At 69.8% G+C, this 15915-nt stretch carries 12 protein-coding genes; 7 read left to right on the forward strand and 5 right to left on the reverse strand.

The features are described from left to right. Positions 1–38 precede the first annotated feature (38 nt). The 3 genes from ACWFRF_RS09760 to ACWFRF_RS09770 all read left to right on the forward strand — a co-directional run bounded on the left by ACWFRF_RS09760 (position 39) and on the right by ACWFRF_RS09770 (position 5719). Positions 39–1193, forward strand: coding sequence for an isochorismate synthase (locus ACWFRF_RS09760; RefSeq protein WP_452449572.1), 1155 nt, complete (start codon positions 39–41; stop codon positions 1191–1193). A gap of 67 nt (positions 1194–1260) precedes the next feature. Beyond that, positions 1261–1431 carry a DUF2613 domain-containing protein gene (locus tag ACWFRF_RS09765; protein ID WP_022566695.1) on the forward strand — a complete coding sequence of 57 codons (171 nt, stop codon included), beginning with the start codon at positions 1261–1263 and terminating at the stop codon, positions 1429–1431. Continuing rightward, a complete protein-coding gene (locus ACWFRF_RS09770) occupies positions 1382–5719 on the forward strand; it encodes an alpha-(1->3)-arabinofuranosyltransferase (protein ID WP_452449574.1) in 4338 nt (1445 codons plus the stop codon). The genes ACWFRF_RS09765 and ACWFRF_RS09770 overlap by 50 nt, the downstream gene beginning before the upstream one ends. A 7-nt stretch (positions 5720–5726) precedes the next feature. Here the strand turns inward: ACWFRF_RS09770 and ACWFRF_RS09775 are convergent, their stop codons facing one another. Further along, positions 5727–6920: an acyltransferase family protein gene (locus ACWFRF_RS09775; RefSeq protein WP_452449576.1), complete on the reverse strand. Its 1194-nt coding sequence runs from the start codon at positions 6918–6920 to the stop codon at positions 5727–5729. A 146-nt stretch (positions 6921–7066) separates the two neighbouring features. Here ACWFRF_RS09775 and ACWFRF_RS09780 point away from each other — a divergent pair, with 146 nt between their 5' ends. Continuing rightward, positions 7067–8257 carry a DUF3068 domain-containing protein gene (locus ACWFRF_RS09780; protein ID WP_379311887.1) on the forward strand — a complete coding sequence of 397 codons (1191 nt, stop codon included), beginning with the start codon at positions 7067–7069 and terminating at the stop codon, positions 8255–8257. An 84-nt stretch (positions 8258–8341) separates the two neighbouring features. On the opposite strand, the gene ACWFRF_RS09785 is transcribed toward ACWFRF_RS09780, so the two are convergent. After that, complete coding sequence (locus tag ACWFRF_RS09785; protein WP_452449578.1) at positions 8342–9538, reverse strand: polysaccharide biosynthesis protein; 1197 nt, start codon at positions 9536–9538, stop codon at positions 8342–8344. 209 nt (positions 9539–9747) lie between these two features. On the opposite strand from ACWFRF_RS09785, the gene ACWFRF_RS09790 reads away from it, so the two are divergent. Further along, positions 9748–11589: a hypothetical protein gene (locus tag ACWFRF_RS09790; protein ID WP_452449580.1), complete on the forward strand. Its 1842-nt coding sequence runs from the start codon at positions 9748–9750 to the stop codon at positions 11587–11589. Here the strand turns inward: ACWFRF_RS09790 and ACWFRF_RS09795 are convergent. Beyond that, complete coding sequence (locus tag ACWFRF_RS09795; protein WP_452449582.1) at positions 11586–12752, reverse strand: glycosyltransferase family 4 protein; 1167 nt, start codon at positions 12750–12752, stop codon at positions 11586–11588. The genes ACWFRF_RS09790 and ACWFRF_RS09795 overlap by 4 nt on opposite strands. A gap of 206 nt (positions 12753–12958) precedes the next feature. On the opposite strand from ACWFRF_RS09795, the gene ACWFRF_RS09800 reads away from it, so the two are divergent. Next, a complete protein-coding gene (locus ACWFRF_RS09800) occupies positions 12959–13759 on the forward strand; it encodes a class I SAM-dependent methyltransferase (RefSeq protein WP_378989202.1) in 801 nt (266 codons plus the stop codon). On the opposite strand, the gene ACWFRF_RS09805 is transcribed toward ACWFRF_RS09800, so the two are convergent. Then, the gene (locus ACWFRF_RS09805) at positions 13760–14056 is read right to left on the reverse strand and encodes a hypothetical protein (RefSeq protein ID WP_056823697.1); all 297 of its coding nucleotides are present in this window, start codon (positions 14054–14056) and stop codon (positions 13760–13762) included. Positions 14057–14267: 211 nt separating this feature from the next. On the opposite strand from ACWFRF_RS09805, the gene ACWFRF_RS09810 reads away from it, so the two are divergent. Further along, positions 14268–15722, forward strand: coding sequence for an aldehyde dehydrogenase (locus ACWFRF_RS09810; RefSeq protein WP_379311891.1), 1455 nt, complete (start codon positions 14268–14270; stop codon positions 15720–15722). Here the strand turns inward: ACWFRF_RS09810 and ACWFRF_RS09815 are convergent. After that, positions 15719–15898: a hypothetical protein gene (locus ACWFRF_RS09815; RefSeq protein ID WP_378989204.1), complete on the reverse strand. Its 180-nt coding sequence runs from the start codon at positions 15896–15898 to the stop codon at positions 15719–15721. The two genes, ACWFRF_RS09810 and ACWFRF_RS09815, sit on opposite strands and share 4 nt — an antisense overlap. Between the last annotated feature and the right edge of the window lie 17 nt (positions 15899–15915).

Here is a 15915-nt window from a genome sequence, read left to right on the forward strand (position 1 = left end):
GATCGGCGCCACATCGGCGGCGTTATGGTCGAAGCACCATGAACGAATTCCTGCTCGCTCGACCCGACGCGGTGTTGCGGACGTCAGGGGTGCGCCAGGCGTACTCCGACCCTCGGCGGGCAGTGGCGGCGCTGCGTGTGTGGCAGAAACGGCCCGACCACGTCACCGATTCGGTCGAGAAACAGCACGACTCGTCCGGCGCGGCACCGACATTGATCGTCGGAGCGCTCCCCTTCGATCCGCGCGAACCCGCGGCGCTCTGGCAACCGGAGACGGTGCTACACACGGCGGGACCGTGGCGACCCGCGGCGCTCCCGGAATTGCCCGGCGTCCGCGTGGTGGCCGAAATACCCAGTGCGGCAGAACATGTCGCGCGTGTGACGAAGCTGGTCGAGCAACTGGGTGACCCGGCGAACGAGCTGCGCAAGGTAGTGGCCGCACGGTCGATCGTGCTGGAGGCCGACGCGCCGCTGGATCCCGAGGTACTGGCGGCACATCTGCTCACCAGGCATCCGAATGCCGCGGTGTACGCGGTCGACCTGTCCGCGGCGGGTCGATCCGGCGAGACGCTGATCGGGGCGACACCCGAGGTGCTGGTCGCGCGGCACGGCGACCGCGTCAGCCTGAATCCGCTGGCGGGAACCCTGCCTCGCCGCACCGATCCGGCCGATGACGCGGCCCAGGCGCGCGAACTGCTGTCCAGCACGAAGAATCACGACGAGCACGCCTTCGTGATCGACTGGATCCGGCAGCAACTGACCCCCGTCTGCACGGAACTGCGCATCCCCGACGCGCCCGAGCTCCTCAGCACCGAACAGGTCTGGCACCTGGCCACACCCATTCACGGCGTGCTGCGTGACCCGTCTACCACCGCCCTCGACCTGGCCCTGCTGCTGCACCCGACCCCCGCCGTCAACGGCACCCCGTTCACCGCGTCCCTGGAAGCGATCGCGACCGACGAACCGCGACGCGGCTTCTACGGCGGCGCGGTGGGCTGGTGCGGCGACGACGGCGACGGCGAATGGGTCGTGGCGATTCGCGGCGGCGAGCTCTCCGCCGATCGGCGGACGCTGCGGGCGAGTGCGGGCGGCGGGATCGTCGCGGCGTCGGATCCGCGCGCCGAGCTGGCCGAGACGACCGTCAAACTTCGCACCCTGCTGAGCGCCCTGCGTTGCGAGCTGCCCAACGACTGACCGAGCCCGGTAGACCTGCTAGGTTGGCCGGAGACAGGCCCCGTCGTCGAGCGTATTGGAGTGCGCGATGAAGTTTGCTGTTCCGGCTGTTGCCAGCGCGGTCGGCGGCGCCCTGCTGAGCGCGATCGCCGTCTTCGCCATCACGGCGGCGGTGCAGCAGAACACGGCGCCCTCGATCGACCGCAGCGGTGACAAAGACTCGTCGCTGCTCAACGCCCCTGAATACGGCAGCCGCTGAGGCCGACGCCCGCGCGTCGCGCCCCGCATCGGGGCAACCGGACAAGGCGCCACTGGGCTGGCGCTGGCTCGTCGGCTCGGTAGTAGCCGCCTTCGTACTGACCTTCGCGCAGGCGCCCGGCCTCACCGTCGCCGACACCAAATACGACCTCGCGCAGAACCCCCTCGGTTTCCTCGCGCGAGCGTCGCACCTGTGGAGCAGCCAGGCCCCGATGGGCCAGGTCCAGAACCAGGCCTACGGCTACTTCTTCCCGCACGGCGCGTTCTTCTCCGCAGGGCACCTGCTGCACCTGCCCGCGTGGGTCACCCAGCGCGTCTGGTGGGCGCTGCTGCTGCTCGCCGGGTTCTGGGGAATCGTCAAGCTGTGCGAAACGCTCGGCATCGGCTCGCGCGGGTCACGGGTGATCGCGGGCATCGCGTTCGCGTTGTCGCCGCGGGTACTGACCACGCTCGGCTCGATCTCCTCGGAAACCCTGCCGATGATGCTGGCTCCGTGGGTGCTGCTCGCGCCCGCGGCACTGGGCACCGCGATCAAACGGCGGCGCGGCGGCCCGCTCTCACCGGCGGGAAGCGCGCTGGCGCTGGCGCTGATGGGTTCGGTGAACGCTGTCGCGACCGTGGCGGCGTTCCTGCCGGCGGCACTGTGGTGGGCAACCTATCGGCCGAATCGGCAGTGGTGGCGGTTCACCCGAGCGTGGATTCCACTGCTGGTCCTCGCCACGTTCTGGTGGGTCGTACCGCTGCTGCTGCTGGGCAAGGTGAGTCCGCCGTTCCTCGACTTCATCGAGTCGTCCGGGGTGACGACGCAGTGGGCCGCGTTGAGCGAGGTGCTGCGCGGGACCGATAGCTGGACGCCGTTCGTCTCGCCCGAACGAATCGCCGGCGCGGTGCTGGTGACCCAGCCTGCCGCGGTACTCGCGACCGGCTTGCTCGCGGCGGCGGGGATGGCCGGACTCGCGCGGTCGACGATGCCCTGTCGGGGCAGGTTCGCCTTGATCCTGTGCGTGGGACTCGCGGGGATCTGCGCGGGATATGTCGGCACACTCGGTGGGCCGTTCGCCGAATCGGTGCGGATCTTCCTCGACTCCGGCGGTGCGCCGCTGCGGAATGTGCACAAGCTCGAACCGCTGATCCGGCTGCCGCTGGTGGTGGGGCTGGCGCATCTGCTCGGCCGGGTCGCCCTGCCCGCCTCCGTGCCGATGCCGGTGTGGCGCAGCTCTTTCGCCCATCCCGAACGCGACCGGCTCGTCGCGGTCGCCGCGCTGGTCCTGGCCGCGCTCACCCTCGCGACCTCACTGGCGTGGACCGGGCGGCTGGCCCCGCGCGGCGCCTACGACCGGGTGCCCGCCTACTGGACCGACGCCGCCGACTGGCTGGCCGACAACGCCGCCGACACCCGCGCACTGGTGGTACCCGGTGCGCCGTTCGGCAGCCAGATCTGGGGACTCACCCGCGACGAGCCGCTGCAAGCCCTGGCCAGTACCCCCTGGGCCGTGCGCGATTCGGTTCCCCTGAACCCGCCGGGCACGATTCGCGCGATGGACTCGGTGCAGCGGCTGATCGCCGACGGCAGGCCGTCTACCGGCCTCGCCGCCACCCTCGCCGACCAGGGCATCGGAATCCTGGTGTTGCGCAACGACCTCGACCCCGAGACCTCGCGTTCGACGCGTCCGATGCTGGCGCACCGCGCGATCGAGGGCTCGCCGGGCCTCACCAGGGTGACCTCGTTCGGCGCGAACATCGGGCCGCGCGCGGCGGATGCGGGACTGGTGGTCGACAACGATCTCCAGCCCGCCTACCCGGCCGTCGAGATCTACCGGGTCGACGTACCGCCGCCCGGCACGCCCGTCGACGTGCGCAGCGGCACCGGCGCGCCGCCAGGGTTCCCCGGCGCGTATACCGTCCCGCTGGAGTCGACCCCCGTTGTCCAGGGTGGCCCCGAAGTGCTGGAGCGGGTGCGCCGCGACGCGGGGAACCCCACGGCGCCGGTGCTTCTCGACGCCGACGCGCGACGTGCCGGGTTACCTCCGCGGCCTGTGCTACTGACCGACACCCCGATGGATCGCGAGTCCGACTTCGGCCGGGTCGACAACCACAACTCCGCGGTCCGCGCCGCCGACGACGCCCGGCGCACCCACAACCTGGTCCCCGATTACCCGGTCGAAGGCGCCGAACTCGTGCAGGGCGAATGGTCGGGCGCGAAGGTCACCGCGTCCAGCTCCGCCGCCGATGCCACCCAGATCGGCGGAGCGGCGCCCGGCAGCTCCACCGCGGCCGCCGTGGACGGCGATCCGAGCACCGCGTGGATCAGCAACGGCTCCGAATCCGCTCTCGGGCAATGGATTCGACTCGATCTCGACAAGCCGATCGCCAACGGCTCGCTGCGTTTCACCACCACGGCGGCGGCGCTGGGTGATCCGGTGAAGTGGGTCGAGGTCCGCACCTCGCGCGGAACGGTGTCGGCGCGGATCACCGAACCCGGTGAGCCCGTGTCCGTGGCTTTGCCCGCGGGCAAATCCGACTGGGTGATGATCAGTGCCGCTCGCACCGAAACAGGCACTCGTGGCGGGCAATTCGGGATCAGCGAACTCACGCTCGACGACTACTCCAACCGGGAAGCGCCGGAGCGCGTGGATATTCGGCACCGGGTCGTGCTGCCCGAGGTGGCCGCGGGAACCGTCGTCAGCGGGTGGGATCTCGGACAGGAATTCCCCGGTCGCGGTAACTGTTTCGACGGCCCCGACCGCGTGCACTGCAGCAAGGGGCTCGGGTTGCCCGCCGAGGAGCCGGGCGTCTTCGGGCGCACGCTGTCGGTGCCGGAACCACTCACCGTCGGCACCGACCTCACCGTGCGCACCCGGCCGGGGCCCGCGCTGGAGGCGCTGCTCACCGACCCGACCAGGCCGGTGGCACGGGGTCAGGCCGATGTCGCCGACCTGCGCGGCGCCGCCTTCGCCGCTACCGACGGCGATCCGAAGACCACCTGGACGGCACCCGAGTCCACCGTGCGTGAACCGGCGGGCGGCAAACCCACGCTGGTACTGGAACTTCCGGAACCGACACTGGTGACCGGACTCGACATCACCACCGCGCTCGGCGGCTTGCCCGCGACGGCGACCTCCGTCGCGGTGAACCTGGGCAACGGCCCGCAGATCCGCGAACTGCCCGAACGCGACCACGGCGAACCGGCCCGAATCTCGCTGTACCCCACCGAGACCGATCGCATCGAGATCAGCATCCAGAGCTGGAACGAGGTGCTCGACCGCACCGCACTCGGCTTCGTCCTCACCCAGCCCGCGGGCCTGGCCGAGGTCGACGTGCTCGGTCCCGAGTATCCCGCCCACGCTCCCGGCGACCGGCTCATCACCATCGGCTGCGAGGCGGGCCCGGTGATCGCCATCGGCGGACGCGCCGTGCACACCACGATCACCGCCACCGCCGACGAACTCCGTTCGGGTGCACCGGTTTCCGCGCGTGCCTGCCCCGAGGACGCAGCCGACATCGAGTTGCTCCCCGGCCGTCCCGACCTCACCGTGGTCCCCACCGAACTCTTCACCGTCGACCGCCTCCGCCTCCCCCGCACCGACCCTTACCCCGGCGCACCCAGCGCGCCGACGGACGAGACTTCGGGCAACCCCGGTGAAACCGGCGAACCCTCCAACCCCGGCGAAACCACCTCAGCCGCACCTACTCCCGCCGACCCGACCGAGCAGAAGCCGGGCACTCAACTGCTGGTCCTTCCGCTGAGCACCAACGTCGGCTGGCAGGCGCACACCGCCGACGGACAGGAGCTGTCGCCTGTTGTCGTCGACGGCTGGCAGCAGGCCTGGCTCGTTCCGCCCGGAACGAACGGGGAGATCACCGTCTCGTTCCCGGCTGACCGCTGGTATCGGCTGGCGATCTTCGGCGGGCTGTTGCTGCTGATCCCCCTGGTGCTGCTCGCCGTTCCGCGCCGACGTGCCGTGCCCGACGCCGTGCCCGCACCGAGCACCTGGGGTGTCGGCTGGGTCGCCGCGATCGGGCTGACCGGTGTGATCGCGGTGATCTCCGGGCCGTTCGGTGCGGCGTTCACACTGATCACCTTGGGCTGCAACTATTTCCGGCCCGCGCTGACGGAGCGGACCCTGCCCTGGCTCGCGGGCCTCGGGACGCTGGCCTCGGCCGCGGCACTGTCGACCGGGACCTGGCGCTCCGGCACCGAATACATGGGCGGCTCGCTGTTGGCCCAGGCACCGGCCGTCATCGCGGTCGTCGCCGTCGGGGTGGCGGCCCTCCCCCGCCGTCGCTGAGCGCGACTCAGCGCACCGCCGGACGCCGCGCCGATTCCGGCCGGTGTTCGTCGACTCGCGCGGACCCGGTCCGCCGATCCCACCGGGCCGCCCAGCGGCGGGCCGGTTCCTCGATCAGGGCGAAGCTCGCGGCGGCCAACGGGAGCGTGAGCGCGGTGGTCAGGGTGATCACGTAGAGGAAGTCACCGTTGAAGGGCACGATGCCGAAGACCGGGAAGACCACGGTGAGCACCACCAGGTGCCACAGGAAGATGCCGTAGGACCAGCGGCCGAGCATCGCGGCGGTGCGCGATTCCAGCCAGCGGTGCGGGGCGCCGGACAGCCGCAGCACCAGGGGTGCGAGCAGACAGAACCCGAAGATCATGCCCAGTGCCATCTTCATCGCGTACTGCCACGGTTGCGCGCGTTCCAGGCCGGCCGGGCCGCCGAACTCGGTCGCCGAGAGCAGGAACGCGGCGAGCGCCACCGCCCACATCAGCGGCTGACTCGACAGCACTCGCGCCCACCGGACCTCGGGTCGCACGAGGTGGATCAGTTCCGCCAGGAGCATCCCCGCCGCGAACCACGGCAGGTAGGCGGGCAGCCAGTTGTCGGCGTGGATCGCCTCCGGCGTCGGGATCGGCCACAGATTCCAGGTCAGACTCACCGCGACCAGCCCGCACAGCACCGGCACCCGCCACCGCGCCGCGGAGCCGCGCAGTCGCACGACCAGCCAGGCCAGCACCGGCAGCACCAGGTAGAAAGCCATCTCCACCGACAGGCTCCACATCTGGGTGAGCCCATCGGTCAATGTCAACGGCACGAACACCTGCAGCAGGAACAGATTCGACACCCACACCCGCAGGTTCGCCGAATGCGCCGCGCCGGGCAGCAACAGCAGCACGAACACGACGACGACCCAGTACGCGGGCATCACCCTGGCCACCCGGTGCAACAGGTAGCGCGAGGTCCGCGGTGCGCGGCCGTGCCCGTGCGCGGCCGCCGCGTGCGGGCGCCACAGCAGGAAACCCGACAGCGCGAAGAACACCGCGACCGCCATATCGAAGCGTTCCAGGATCGGGCCGAGGACCGGCACCCCGGTCGTTCCGGTCTGGAACGCGACGTGCGTGACCAGCACACCGAGCGCCGCCATCCCGCGCATCCCTTCGAGGGCGGGAATGAAGGCGCGCGGGCGCGAAACGGGGGCGGTGGCGGTCGTCATCGGGGTCCAGTCTGCCGTGTCGGCGATTTCCACGGCACAGCACCGCACCTTCGCGGCCTGGGCTGTTAGTGTCGGGGCTCACGAGTGCCTGTGGTGCAATACCAGACCACCGGGCCATCCGTGTTCGAACGACGAGGAGAGTTTGCATGGCACTGAGTGCCGGTACCAGAAGAACGGTCGCCTGCGTGCTCGTGGGTCTGGGCGCGGCATTACTCGTCGCCGCGCTGATGATCCCCACCTACACGGTGAGCAAAGTCGCCAAGACTCCACTCGATCTCGAGATCACGACGATCGCGGAGAACCAGAAGGGCGAGGAGAGCCTCGTCCTCGACTCCAAGTCGCTGACCTCCGGTGACGGTGCCGCCGTGGTGAACAAGGATGTGCCGCTGATCTCCCAGCGTTTCGTCACCGTCGAGGAGCCCTCCGACGCCGACGAGATGACGCTGCAGGCAGGCCAGACACTGCGGCGCACCGACGTGCAGGGCGATACCGGTCTGCTCACCGCCGCCATCGACCGCGTCACCATCTCGCGCACCACCGGCATGCCGGTGGACACCGACCCCAACGGGTCGATCGCGGTGACCGTGAACAAGGACGGCAGCGTCATGGAGCCGGTGCAGCACACCGGCATCGGCTACCGCTTCCCGATCGGCACCGAGAAGAAGACCTACCCGTACTTCGACATCAACGTGCGAAAGTCCTTCGACGCGAACTTCATCGAAGAGACCGAGATCAACAACATGAAGGTGTACCGCTTCCAGATGGAGGCGCCGGTCACCAGCACCTGGGACGTCGTGCAGTCGCCGACCAACCGGCTCACCCTGCCCGCCGCCAAGTGGGGCGTGGAGGGTGGCGACACCCCGGTCACCATGACGCGCTACTACACCAACGTGCGTGACCTGTGGGTCGAGCCGCAGACCGGCACCGTGATCAAGGGTGGGGAATCGATCCACCTGTTCTACGCGCGGTCCGGGGACAAGCCCGAGGTCACCGCGCTGAAGTCGCACCTGGTGTTCGACGAGGCGACCGTCGAGTCGCAGATCGCCATCGCCAAGGAGAACACCGACAAGCTCTCGCTGTTCGGGCGTGTGGTGCCGATCGTGTTCGGCGTGCTGGGTGTACTGGCGCTGCTGGCGGGGTTGTTCCTCGGACTGCGTGGCGGCGGCACCGCGGCTCATGCGAGTCCGCGGGGATCGCGTCCGACGCCCGCGCCCACCGCCGCGCCGGATGACACCGCGACTACTCGGTGGGACGGCGACGACGCGCCGACCACGCAGTTCCCCCGTGGGGACTACGACGCGCCTACCGAGCAGATCGACATCGACAAGCGTCCCTAGGCGGACACGCTCTACAACAGCCCCGGTCTTCGGCCGGGGCTGTTGTGTTTTTCCGGGACACCTCCGCCGAACCGGCCGGTTCGGTCAGTGCAGGACCGAGTCGGCCGGAGCGGGGTGGCTGCGGGCCGCGCGAAGAACGACGGCGGCGACGATCGTGGTGGTGACCGCCGCTACGGAGACAGCCGTGCCGATCAGGGATTCGATCGTGCGGGCGAAGGCGAGCATCAGGGTCACCTCGATGGCCAGGCCGATCCAGGTGACGGCCGCCAAGGCGGTGCGTTCGACCGCGATGGCCGAGAGCAGAGCGCCCTGGAGGACCGCCAGGATCGCACCGTGCAGGGCGAACAGCCACAGCATGCCCTGGATGGGGGCATAGTCGGCGCCGGCGAACAGGGGGGCCAAGGGAGCGGCCAGCGCGGCGCCCAGCACCGCGACGACGCCGATCACCGAGAGCACCGAGAGGGCGTCGCGGATCGCACGGGCGGAATGGGTGGGCTGGGCCATCCGGGGATACAGCACGACGCCGACCGCCTGCGGCAGCCAGAACGCGATCTTGGTGGCGATGGTGCCCAGCGAGTAGCGGCTGGCGTCGACCTCGTCGAGGACGATGCGGACCACGATCAGGTCGACCGAGGACAGCGCCATCAGCGCCGCCTGCACCTGCACGGCACGCAACACGGGAAGGACGCCGACGGTCTTCGTCATCGGTTCCCGGCTGTTTCCGGCATCGCCGCTGTCATCGGTCGGCGGATCCGCCGACTCGGTCGTCGAGCGCGCGATGCGACCGGCCACGATCGCCGCGCCGACGATGCCCGCGGCCCCCGCCCACAGGGCACCGGCAGCACCACCGCCCAGCGCGAGTGCGAGCAGCGCGGGCGCCACCCGAGCTGTACCCGCCATCGCGAGCACGGTGGCCAGCGCGCGGAAGTGATTGCCGCCCTGCAGAATTCCCTGCTCACCCGAGAGGATCACCAACGCGGGTGCCGCGCCGAGGGCGGCGGCCGCGGCCCACACGCCCACGTCGAGCACCACGGCCACCACCGGAATCAGCACCACCGCGACCGCGGCGACCAACGCGGCACACCGCCACATCATCGCCCGCACCGCACGTAGCGACGCCCCGCGCACCACCTCCCTCGCCACCACGTTCTGCATGGCAAGCGCCGGGACCGCGCACAGCAACTGCACCGCGAGCAGACTCGCGAACTCGCTGTATCCCTCGACTCCCAACCAGCTCGCCGCCAGCAATTGCAGCAGGTACCCGGCGACGTTGGCGGTCATGGCGCCAGCCGTCACCCAGGTCAGATCGGCAACGACAGGCGGGCGGCGGACTGAGGACACGCCTCATGGTCGCACTTCACTGTGTTCGCCATCACGCCCACCCCGAAAATGTGAGTCCAAGCGGACTCACCTTCGAGCGATTCAGCCCCGAACAGCGCCTATTCGACCCCGGCCACGGCGCAGCCCGACGGGACGTAAGGTGCGTGGACGTGACGAGTAGCGGGCGAGCAAGGGCCTTGGTGGCCGGATACTGCGCTCTGCTCACGATGATCATCGTCGGACCGCTCGCCGGATCGGGCTACCTGCTGCTGCGCGACGCGGTGAGCACCCCACGTTCCTTCCTCACCGATTCGGCACTCGGCGTGGGCGCGGCCGCACCTCGCGCCGTTCCGCAGGACGCCGTGCTCGCCGTGCTCTCGCCGGTGATCGACGGCGGAATTCTCGTGAAGGCGATTCTGATCGTCGCGCTGTGGTCGGCCGGGTACGGCGCCGCGGTACTCGCGCGACGGCTCGTCTCCGCTTCTACCGGAGCACAATTGGTCGCCGCGACCCTCGCGCTGTGGAATCCCTATGTGGCGGAACGACTTCTTCAAGGCCACTGGAGCCTGCTCGCCGGTTACGCCGCCCTCCCGTGGACCGCGCTCGCCGCCGCGCGTATCCGAACAGCCACCAGCAGAACGGAATCCGGCGACGATGCGGGGTCGGGCAGCCGATTCGGATTCGTCGCCTCGCTCGGTGGATGGGCGGCGCTGACCGCGAGTTTCGCCGCTGCCGGGTTGACGCCGACCGGCTCGTTGCTGGCCGCGGTGATCGGGCTCGCGCTGGTCGGGCGGCGGGCCTTCCTCCCCGCCGTCGCGCTGTGGATCGTGACCTGCGCGCCGTGGCTGACCGCGACCGCGCTCGGATCGGGGGCCGAGCCGTCGGACCCGGCCGGCGTCTCGGCGTTCGCGGCCCGGGCCGAACCGTGGCTCGGCACGCTCGGCAGCCTCGCCGGGCTGGGCGGGATCTGGAACGGCGAAGCGGTCCCCGCGAGCCGCACGACCCCGCTCGCCCTGCTCGGCACACTCTTGCTGCTCGGCATCGTCGCGTGCGGGGTGCGGGCGGTATGGGCGCTCGGACGTGACGGGCGAGCGCTGCTGGTGATCGCGGCGGTGGCGATCGTGCTGCCCGCCCTCGGCGCGACCAGCTGGGGACTGGCAGCCGGAGAATGGCTGGTGGTGCACGTTCCCGGGGCCGGGCTGCTGCGGGATACGCAGAAGTACGTGGCGTTGGCGATGCCCGCCTACGCGCTGTGCGCGGCGGCCGCGTGCCGAACGGTCACCGTGGCAGCCCGCCGAGTACTGGCCAACGACCCGGAAGCTTCTGCCGCCGAAGGGCACCCGGAAATTCGCGAGGGCCGGACCGGATTTCGCCCCGCCGCAATCCTTTTCATTCTTCTGCTCACCCTCCCGCTGGCCGACCTCGCCTGGGGAGTCGGCGGCGCCGTGCGCCCCGTCCACTACCCCGCGGGCTGGCAACAGGTCGTCGACCACATCGACGCTCCCGGCGACATAGCGGTACTTCCCGCCGGGATGTTCCGCCGATTCCCGTACAGCGGAACAGCTCCCGTCCTCGACCCGGCTCCCCGCATCCTCCCCAACGATGTCCTGCAGACCGGCGAACTCCGAGTTCGCGGCTACGCGGTGACCGGAGAGGGCAACCGCGCCCGGACCGTCGAGCAAGCGCTCCTCGAAGGTGCCCCGGCCACCGAACTAGCGACCCTCGGCGTCGGCTGGATCCTGATCGAACGCACCACCCCCGGCCCGCTCGGCGCCTCCGAGAAAACTCTCACCACGGCCGAATTGATGTATCAGGACAAAGACCTGGCGCTCTACCGCGTGCCTTCCCCCACCCTGCTCGACATCGCCACCCCGGCCCAGCGCCGAACCTCCGCCGCGGCCCACCTGCTCTGGGCGGCCCTGCTACTCACGGGACTGATTGCCGCGGCCGTGCGCCCGGACCGGACGGGCACCCGGCGAGATCGAGAGGCAGCGGGTAACCGAGTCGACTAGACCCGGGCCGGGGAGACCAATCCGCTGACGGTGCGGCCGCGCGCGGCGGCGGCGAGGACCTCGAAGACACCGGCGCCGGTCTGTTCCCAGGAGAACTCGTTGGCACGGGCCCTGGCCTTCTCGCCCATCACCAGGCGGGTATCCGGGTCGGCCAGGAGGTCGCCGGCGGCCGCGGCCAGGGCGGGGGCGTCGTCGACCAGCAGACCGGTGACGCCGTCGACGATGGAGTCGGTGAGACCTCGGGAACTGCGGTAGCCGATGGTGGGGACGCCGTGCTGGGCGGCTTCGATGACGGCCAGGCCCCAGCCTTCCTTGCGCGAGGGCATCACGTGGACCCAGGCCGTCGAGAGGATCTCGTGTTTGCGGCGTTCGTCGACGTGGCCGTGGAAGGTGACGGCGTCGGCGATGCCGAGTGCGTCGGCGCAGGCACGCAGGTTGGGGGCCCACCAGCCGTCGCCGATGACGTCGAGGTGCACGTCGGGGAAGCGTTCGCGCAGGTGGGCGACCGCGGTGAGGGCATCTTCGATCTGCTTGTGCGGGACGAGGCGCGACAGGACCGCGATGCGCGGGTGGGTGGCGCGGGTGGCGTCGTCGCCGGGGACGACCGCGGCGGGGACCGGTTCGGCACCGTTGCGGACCACGGCGATGCGCTCACGGTCCACACCGAGCGCGGACAGCTCCTCGGCCGACGGCAGCGACACGGTGAGGTACTGGTTGTCGCGGTGCACGCGCGGGGACAACGTGGATTCGATCCACCAGCCGATCCGCCCGACCAGGCGACCGGCGACCGGCCACTGCTCACGGTGTCCGTGGTGCACCAGCACCACCGAGGGCACACCCGTCGCGGTGGCGAAGAAGGGAATGCCGTTCTGGGTGTCGATCACGACGTCGGGGCGCAGGCCGCGCAGCGGGCCGATACCGAGCCGACCGGCCACGATGGCGGCGAGCGCGCGGGGGTAGACGGTGAAGCGGCCGCCCGCGCGACTGATGTCGATGCCGTCGATCCGCTCACGCTTGGGGGCGCCCGGGTACCCCGCCGTCCGCAGGGTGACCTTGATGCCACGCGCGGCCAGCTGGGCGCCTACCTGCTCCAGATACCGTTCGCTACCGCCACCCTGTGGGTGCCCGGTGTCACGCCAGCAGAGTAGGAGGACTTCACGCACGGTCGGGGCTCGCATTCGGTTCGGTGGCAGACAAACGTCGGCCCCCACACTAGCGGGTGTGCTCCACGCAACACGGTTGTATCGACCGCGCCCGCCCAGATCAGCCCGTCGCACCCGAGCCGACCCCGTGAAGACGAACCCAACCCACCCACCCAACGCCCCCACCACCAGCCGCGACCGAAGGGCCTGCCCATAAACTCCTGCCCGTGCCGATCGCCACCCAGCCGACAACCGAGCAGCCCGTCCATCGACGCGACCGATCGAGGTTCGCGCGCCGGGCCTCTCTGCGCCGCTCGCTGCGCCTGCTCACCAGCTTCCGCTTCGAGCAGTCCGACCCGGCCCGCTTCTACGGCGGCATCGCCACCGACAGCGCGGAGCTGATCGGCGACTTCTACGCCGATATCACCGGCCGCGACCTCACCGGCACCGTCGTCCTCGACGTGGGCGGCGGCCCCGGCTACTTCGCCGACGAGTTCACCGCGGTGGGCGCCCGCTACGTCTCGGTGGAGCCCGACCCGTCGGAGATGCACGCGGCCGGGCTGCGGGTGTCGGGTTCGGTACGCGGGTCGGGGATGGCGCTGCCGTTCCTCGACAACTCCGTCGACGTCTGCTTCTCCTCCAACGTCGCCGAACACGTGCCGCAGCCGTGGCTGATGGCGGACGAGATGGTGCGGGTGACCAAGCCCGGCGGCCTCATCGTGTACTCGTACACGGTGTGGCACGGACCGTTCGGTGGGCACGAGACCGGCCTCTGGCACTACCTCGGTGGCGAGTACGCGGCCCGCCGGTACCGGCGCAAGAACGGACACGAACCTAAGAACAGGTTCGGCCGATCACTGTTCGCGGTGACCGCGGCGGATGGGTTGCACTGGGCAGCAACGACTTCAGCCGACGTGCGGACTATTTTTCCGCGTTATCACCCACACTGGGCCTGGTGGCTCGTCCGAGTTCCGGTCATTCGCGAGTTACTGGTCAGCAACTTGGTGGTGGTGGCTACCAAAGCATGATCACGCCAGCCAGCTCAAGCGCCGCGACCTCCGCATCGGCTCGGGCAACACCCTGACCCACGGCGATTCCTGAATCGCCAGGCCCACGGTCTCCAACGTGGTCAGGCCGACCTGATCGGCCAGCGCGCCGACCATCGCGACCGCCTCAGCGGCCTGGATAGCGGCAGTCGCCTGCTCGATCGTGAGTGTGCGGCCGGGCAGGAATGAGACAACCCATCCGCCACTGCCCACACTTTTCGCTTGATGGTCGGTCTGGTCGCTGGTCATCAACGATCGGCCGATCACTTGCACAGCCATGAGTCGGTCTCCCCAATTCGCTGTTAATGTTCGATGAATCGAGCGAGCTGATCAGTAGCTAAAGCATCCCCTTTTCACCAGCGGAACGCAATAGTGCGTTTCCCCGAAAAGCGAACCGACAGGTTGGAATTCACCATCTTCACAGTCGTTGCGCCGCAGCGAATTAGAACAGGTTGCAGACAATTCGCCCGCAAAACTGTAACGTGTTCTCATGCACTACGACAGTCTGTTCATCGGCGGGAAGTGGACCACCCCGGCCGGTAGTGACCGCATTTCGGTGGTCTCCCCTGCAACGGAGGAGACCGTGGGCAGCGTGCCGGCGGTAACGAACGCCGATGTCGACGCCGCGGTCGCCGCGGCGCGCGACGCGTTCGACAGCGGGCCGTGGCCATCAACGCCTCCACTGGAACGAGCGGAGGTACTCAGCAAGGTCGCGCGGCTGATCGAGCAGCGTTCGCCCGAATTGCTCGCCGCGCTCACCGCGGAGATGGGCGCGCCGACGTTAGCGGCCTTGACACTCAACCAGATTCCCGCCGTCGCGGCACTCGACGCCCTCGTCGAGCTCGCGAAGACGTTCGCCTGGAACGAGACTCGAGTCGGCCTGTTCGGAACCTCGCGTGTCTCACGGGAACCCCGCGGTGTCGTCGCCGCGATCACCGCCTGGAATGTCCCGTTGTTCCTCGCCGCGAACAAGCTCGGACCCGCGTTGCTGGCCGGCTGCACCGTGGTGCTCAAGCCGTCGCCACTGACTCCGCTGACCGCGAACATCCTCGCCGACCTCTTCACCGAGGCGGGCCTGCCCGACGGCGTGCTCTCGGTGCTGCCCGCCGACGCCGAGGCCAGTGAATACCTCGCGGGCCACCCCGGCGTCGACAAGGTGACCTTCACCGGCAGCACCCCGGTGGGCAGGAAGCTGGCCGCGCTGGCCGGTGCGCAGCTCAAGACCGTGTCGCTGGAGCTCGGCGGCAAGTCGGCCGCCATCGTGCTGCCCGACGTCGACCTCGCCGCGAGCATTCCCGTGCTCGCGTTCTCCGGGCTGATGAACAGCGGGCAGGGCTGCGTGGCGCAGACCCGAATCCTCGCGCCGCGCAGTCGCTATGACGAGATCGTCGAGGCGTTGGTCGCGCACGTCAAGACCATGCAGACCGGTGATCCGACCGATCCCGCCACCCAGCTCGGCCCGCTGATCAGCGAAAAGCAGCGTGACCGCGTGGAGGGCTACATCGCCAAGGGCAAGGCCGAGGGCGCGCGGCTGGTACTCGGCGGCGGCAGGCCCGCGGGCGTGGACCGCGGCTGGTTCGTCGAGCCGACGATCTTCGCCGACGTCGACAACGCGAGCACCATCGCCCAGGAGGAGATCTTCGGCCCGGTGCTCTCGGTGATCCCGTACGAGACCGAGGACGAGGCCATCGCCATCGCCAACGACTCCGACTACGGTCTGGCCGGATCGGTCTGGACCACCGATATCGAGCACGGCGTCGAGGTCGCGGCCCGGATCCGCACCGGTACCTTCGCGATCAACTGGTACGCCTTCGACCCGACCGCACCGTTCGGTGGCTACAAGAACTCGGGCATCGGCCGCGAGAACGGCCCCGAGGGCCTCGACGCGTTCTGTGAGCAGAAGTCGGTCCTCATGCCCATGGGATGGACCGACTCCACGGCTTAGTTCTCCGGCATATGGACCCGCAGGACCGGCTGCGCGGCCACCTCACCCCGGGCGGGTAGGTCGACGACCTCGACCCGCCAGCCCGGGGGCAGGGCCCGTTCCAGTCGGCCCGCCACGCGCTGCATGGGCGTGCTCGAATAGGTGTCGGACTCGAATCCGGTCACCAGATCTGTCATGCGTCAAACCACCTCTC

The sequence above is a fragment of the Nocardia sp. NPDC055165 genome (genome assembly GCF_053606985.1).

Bases quoted from the DNA above. Each gene is read 5' to 3' on its own strand.
- ACWFRF_RS09760 (WP_452449572.1), top strand. From the start codon at position 39: ATGAACGAATTCCTGCTCGCTCGACCCGACGCGGTGTTGCGGACGTCA.
- ACWFRF_RS09765 (WP_022566695.1), top strand. From the start codon at position 1,261: ATGAAGTTTGCTGTTCCGGCTGTTGCCAGCGCGGTCGGCGGCGCCCTG.
- ACWFRF_RS09775 (WP_452449576.1), bottom strand. From the start codon at position 6,920: ATGACGACCGCCACCGCCCCCGTTTCGCGCCCGCGCGCCTTCATTCCC.
- ACWFRF_RS09780 (WP_379311887.1), top strand. From the start codon at position 7,067: ATGGCACTGAGTGCCGGTACCAGAAGAACGGTCGCCTGCGTGCTCGTG.
- ACWFRF_RS09785 (WP_452449578.1), bottom strand. From the start codon at position 9,538: ATGACCGCCAACGTCGCCGGGTACCTGCTGCAATTGCTGGCGGCGAGC.
- ACWFRF_RS09805 (WP_056823697.1), bottom strand. From the start codon at position 14,056: ATGGCTGTGCAAGTGATCGGCCGATCGTTGATGACCAGCGACCAGACC.
- ACWFRF_RS09810 (WP_379311891.1), top strand. From the start codon at position 14,268: ATGCACTACGACAGTCTGTTCATCGGCGGGAAGTGGACCACCCCGGCC.
- ACWFRF_RS09815 (WP_378989204.1), bottom strand. From the start codon at position 15,898: ATGACAGATCTGGTGACCGGATTCGAGTCCGACACCTATTCGAGCACG.